Below are 4,443 nucleotides of genomic sequence, written 5' to 3' on the forward strand. Positions count from 1 at the left end.
TATCAGTACCTGGACAAGCAGATCGCCCAGATGGAGGACCTGATCGCCAGCAAGGTGGATGCGATCATCCTGGTGGCGACCAACGGTCCGGGCACCGTGCAGGTGGTGGAAGAGGCGGTTGCGGCCGGCATCCCGGTGATCAACTGCAACGTCATGACCGACAGCGACAAGGTGGTGACGCGCATCCGCTCTGATGATGAGGTCATCGGCCAGATGCAGGCCGATTTCATGGGCGAGGCGCTGAAGGGCAAGGGCAATGTGGTGATGTTGAGAGGCCCCGCCGGCACCTCCTGGGCGGAGAACCGCGGCAACGCCTTCAAGGCGCGCATCGCCGAAAAGTACCCCGGCATCCAGATCATCGGTGAGCAGTACATGCAGTCCTCGCCCGACCAGGGCCTACGGGTCATGGAGGACTTCCTGCAAACCTATCCGCAGATTGACGGCGTGTACAATGGTGCGGATAGCGTTGCCATCGGTGCGGCCCAGGCGATTGTGGCCGCCGGCAAGGCCGGCCAGATCGTCATCACCACCACCGACTTCCAGCCCGACTGCGAGAAATTCGTGCGCGAGGGTGTCATCTCCGCCGCAGTCGTCCAGCAGACGGTGGTCATCGGACGCTGGGGCATCCGCGCCGCCATCAATTACCTGGAAGGCCGCGAGGTTCCCAAGGCGCTGTGGACCCCGCTACTGCTGGTCACCAAGGAAAATGTTGACCAGGTTGATTTCAGCGGCGTCCGCGCGCCGGACGGCTGGAAACCTCCTGTCGCACACTGATGCGTTTGTTGGTCGTGGTGTCTGCTCCTGCCGGGTGGTGCAAGCCGCCCGGCAGGAGCGGGCTGTGAGCGGTATGGTGGAAGAAACCCGACAAGGGGGACTGCATGAGCTTTCCAACCTACGCGAAGGGACAGTACCAGGTCAGTTTCGAGGAGCGCATTGATTTCCACCGCCTGCGCCGCGAGCGCATCGCGCGCACGCTCGAGGCCATGCGCGCTGAGGGGGTGGACGCGCTCCTGCTCTGGAAGGACGAGAATGTGCGCTATCTTTCGGATTTGCGCGCCATCATGATCCAGTACCGCTCCACGACGACATACGGCGTTCTCCTCTTTGCGGATGGGCACTTGACGCTCTTTGCCTCCGGTGGGGAGGTGGCCCGGGCGCGGGAGGTCATGCTATGGATTCAGGACCTGGTCGCCATCCCCATCCTGGACGAGAGGGGATTGGTGGAGACTGTGCTCCACACCGAAATCATCCCGCGTTTAGCGGATAAAGGAATATTGCGAGGCCGCATCGGGGTGGACGGCATGACCTATCCCCAGATGCGCGCCTATCAGAGCGCGCTGGCCGGCGCGGAGCTGGTGGACGGCGAGACCCTGATGCAGAGGGTGCGCCGCATCAAGACCGTGGACGAGGTCGCCATTTTACAAGAGGCGGTGGCGGTGGCCGATGCGGTGACCCAGGCGGCGATCGATGCCGTGCGGCCGGGCGTGCGCGAGTGTGAGATCGCCGGCGAGGCTATGAAGGTGCTCTTCTCGCTGGGCGGCGAATTTGCCCATTTGGCCAGCCCCTTCGTCGCCTCCGGCGAGCGCATGTCGCCGCCCACGCGCTTTGCCACGGATAAACTGGTGCGCCACGGCGATCTGGTGTTCATTGACATCGGCGCCTGCTGGAACGGCTATTTCGGCGATGTCGGCCGGGCCGTGATCTGCGGCCAGCCCTCGGCCATGCAGAAGAAAATTTACCAGACGGTGTATGAGGCACTGCAGGCCGGCATCGAGAAGATGCGGCCGGGCAACACCAACGAGGATGTGGCACGCGCCATCCGCTCCACGGCGGCCAAGCACGGCCTGCAGGATCATTTCATCAACCTGTTCATTGGCCACGGCATCGGTATCAGTCCCAACGAACCCCCCTATATCGGAGAGCAGACCCCCGGGGCGGAGGAGGTGGTGCTGGAACCGGGCATGGTCTTCGCTGTGGAACCCCTGATCTGGGTGCCGGGCGTGCGCGGCGGCGGAGGTGTGCGGCTGGAGGAGACCATCCTCATCACCGAGGGGGAAGCGATGGTGATGTCGCGCGCCCCCTTCGACGAGCGGCTTTTGACATAATCAAGGGGCAGAGTGCATGGCAAGATGGAAGATTTACGCGTTGCTGACCGGCACATCGCCGGTGGATAAATCGGTGGTGACGTATCTTCAGGAGCCGGGGACCCCGTTCCGGGTGGCTAATGTGATCTTTGTGCTGGAAGGGGCCGGCGAGCACATCGTGGTGGACACGAGCTTCGAGTCGGTGGAAGCGATCCGGCGCATCAACAAGCGAGAGCTGGAGCGTACGCCGGCGCAGGAGCCGGCGCATCAACTGGCACAGATCGGCGTGGACCCGCTCAAGGTGCGGAAAGTGGTGCACACCCATTTGCACTACGATCACGTGGGCAACAACCGGCTGTTCCCGAACGCGCGTTTCTATGTCCAGCGGGAGGAACTGCGCTTCGCCTTTGCGCCTAATCCCTTGCTTGCGCCGATCTATCACTCGCCGCTACTGGGACATACGCCGGCGTATCTGGGGAGCAATCTCGAGATATTGGACGGCGATATGCCTATCGCGGCCGGCGTGACGGTGATCCATGTTCCCGGCCATACCCCGGGTTCGCAGGCGGTGCTGGTGGAGACCGAAGCAGGGGTGTACTGCATCGCCGGCGATACGATTCCCCTGTTCGAGAACATAGAGAAAGGGATACCGCACGGCGTGCATGACAGCGTCTCCGACTGGTACCGCTCGTTGAACCGCATCAAAGCGCTGTCCGATTATGTCATCCCTTCGCATGACATGCGCCTGTTCGAGCGGGGGCCTATTGCGGTCTGGCCTGGGGCGTATGCGTACAAAATAGAAAGGTGAACTATTTCGGTTGGAGGTGGAGACTTGAAGCATTTTGAGTACTTTTCAGCACATTCGGCGGAAGAGGCGGTCGCTCTTTTGCAAAAGTACAGCCCGGATGCCCTGCCCATCGCCGGCGGGACGGAACTGCTGGTGCGCATGAAGCAGAATCTGATCCATCCAAAGGTGTTAGTGGACATCACCCATGTGCCGGAATTTCAGGGCATTGCGCTGACGGAGGATGGCCTGCGCATCGGAAGCCTGGTGACGCATGCGGAGGTGGCGGCTTCGCCGCTGGTGCGACAGTACGCGCCGGCGGTGGCGGCGGCCTCTGGATCGGTGGGAGCGGTGCAGACGCGCAACCTGGGCACGCTGGGCGGCAATCTGGTCTCCTGCGTGCCGTCCATTGACAGCGCGCCGGCGCTCCTGGTACTGGAGGCCCAGGCAGTGGTGTTCGGTGTCAATGGCCGGCGGCAGTTTCCCCTGACGGAGCTGTTCGTCGGGCCGCGCTGTTCCTCGCTGACGCCGGCGGAACTGCTGGAGGCCGTGATCATCCCGCGCCATAATCTGGGGAAGCCGGCCTGTTTCAGCAAGTTTGGCCGGCGCAAGGCACTGACCATCGCGCTGGTCAATGCGGCGGCATGTGTGGAGACAAACCCGGAGCGCACCCATTTCTCCCAGGTGCGTCTAGCGCTTGGCGCGGTGGCCCCGACCCCCATCCGGGCGTATACTGCGGAGGCCTATCTGGCGGGCAAGCCCGTCGCCCAGGAGGTACTGTTGGAGGCCGGCCGGCTGGCGGCAGAGGACGCGAAGCCCATTGACGATTTTCGTGCTTCTGCGGAGTACCGCCGGCATCTCATTGGCGTCCTGACGCGGCGCGTCATCGAGGGCGCGCTGGCCGGCATGCCAAAGGTATAATTCTTTGAGGAGGATAAGATGGCGTTCACGATAAAGGTCAAGGTGAACGGCGAGTGGAAGACGGCTGATGTAGAGCCGGAAATGACCCTTTTAGAGCTCCTGCGGGAGCAGTGGGGGCTGACGGGGACGAAGCTGGGCTGTGACGAGGGGGACTGCGGTGCCTGCACCGTGCTCTTCGACGGCAAACCGGTCAACTCTTGTCTGGTGCTGGCGGTGCGGGCGGATGGCCATGACGTGGTGACGGTGGAAGGTCTGGGCACTGCCGAACGCCCGCATCCTCTGCAATCCGCCTTCGAACAGCACGGCGCAGTGCAGTGCGGATTCTGTGCACCGGGCATGCTGATTTCGGCCAAGGCTCTGCTGGATGCGAACCCGGAGCCGGCGGAGCAGGAGATTCGAGAGGCGCTGGCCGGCAATCTCTGCCGCTGTACCGGCTACACCAAGATCGTGGAAGCGGTGAAGAGCGCCGGCCGCGCCATGAGATCCAGCGTCAAGTAGGAGAGGGGATTGATGGAACGCGATGTGATACGCAAAGTGCCCCTGGTAAAGCCCGGCGAACCAGGGATGATTATCGAGGAAGCGCCGACGGAGGAGTTTGCCGGCTACCCATCCATCGGGCGTCGGATTCCCCGCCGTGATACTATTTTCCAGGTG

Annotated in this window: 6 protein-coding genes; all 6 read left to right on the forward strand. The window is 62.8% G+C overall.

The window, feature by feature from the left end:
* Positions 1 to 774 (forward strand): sugar ABC transporter substrate-binding protein (locus H5T60_11980; protein ID MBC7243150.1); only part of this gene is annotated, 774 nt, incomplete at its 5' end.
* A gap of 104 nt (positions 775 to 878) precedes the next feature.
* Positions 879 to 2,105, forward strand: a complete 1,227-nt coding sequence (locus H5T60_11985) for an aminopeptidase P family protein (GenBank protein ID MBC7243151.1) — start codon at positions 879 to 881, stop codon at positions 2,103 to 2,105.
* Positions 2,106 to 2,121: 16 nt separating this feature from the next.
* Positions 2,122 to 2,892 carry an N-acyl homoserine lactonase family protein gene (locus H5T60_11990; protein ID MBC7243152.1) on the forward strand — a complete coding sequence of 257 codons (771 nt, stop codon included), beginning with the start codon at positions 2,122 to 2,124 and terminating at the stop codon, positions 2,890 to 2,892.
* A gap of 24 nt (positions 2,893 to 2,916) precedes the next feature.
* A complete protein-coding gene (locus H5T60_11995) occupies positions 2,917 to 3,789 on the forward strand; it encodes a xanthine dehydrogenase family protein subunit M (GenBank protein ID MBC7243153.1) in 873 nt (290 codons plus the stop codon).
* An 18-nt stretch (positions 3,790 to 3,807) separates the two neighbouring features.
* Positions 3,808 to 4,287: a (2Fe-2S)-binding protein gene (locus H5T60_12000; GenBank protein ID MBC7243154.1), complete on the forward strand. Its 480-nt coding sequence runs from the start codon at positions 3,808 to 3,810 to the stop codon at positions 4,285 to 4,287.
* Between the two features lie 12 nt (positions 4,288 to 4,299).
* Positions 4,300 to 4,443 (forward strand): hypothetical protein (locus H5T60_12005; GenBank protein ID MBC7243155.1); only part of this gene is annotated, 144 nt, incomplete at its 3' end.

The sequence above is a fragment of the Anaerolineae bacterium genome (assembly GCA_014360855.1).
Lineage (GTDB): Bacteria > Chloroflexota > Anaerolineae > JACIWP01 > JACIWP01 > JACIWP01.

Excerpts from the sequence above, each read along its gene's own strand:
- H5T60_11985 (MBC7243151.1), top strand. The coding sequence starts at position 879 with ATGAGCTTTCCAACCTACGCGAAGGGACAGTACCAGGTCAGTTTCGAG.
- H5T60_11990 (MBC7243152.1), top strand. The coding sequence starts at position 2,122 with ATGGCAAGATGGAAGATTTACGCGTTGCTGACCGGCACATCGCCGGTG.
- H5T60_12000 (MBC7243154.1), top strand. The coding sequence starts at position 3,808 with ATGGCGTTCACGATAAAGGTCAAGGTGAACGGCGAGTGGAAGACGGCT.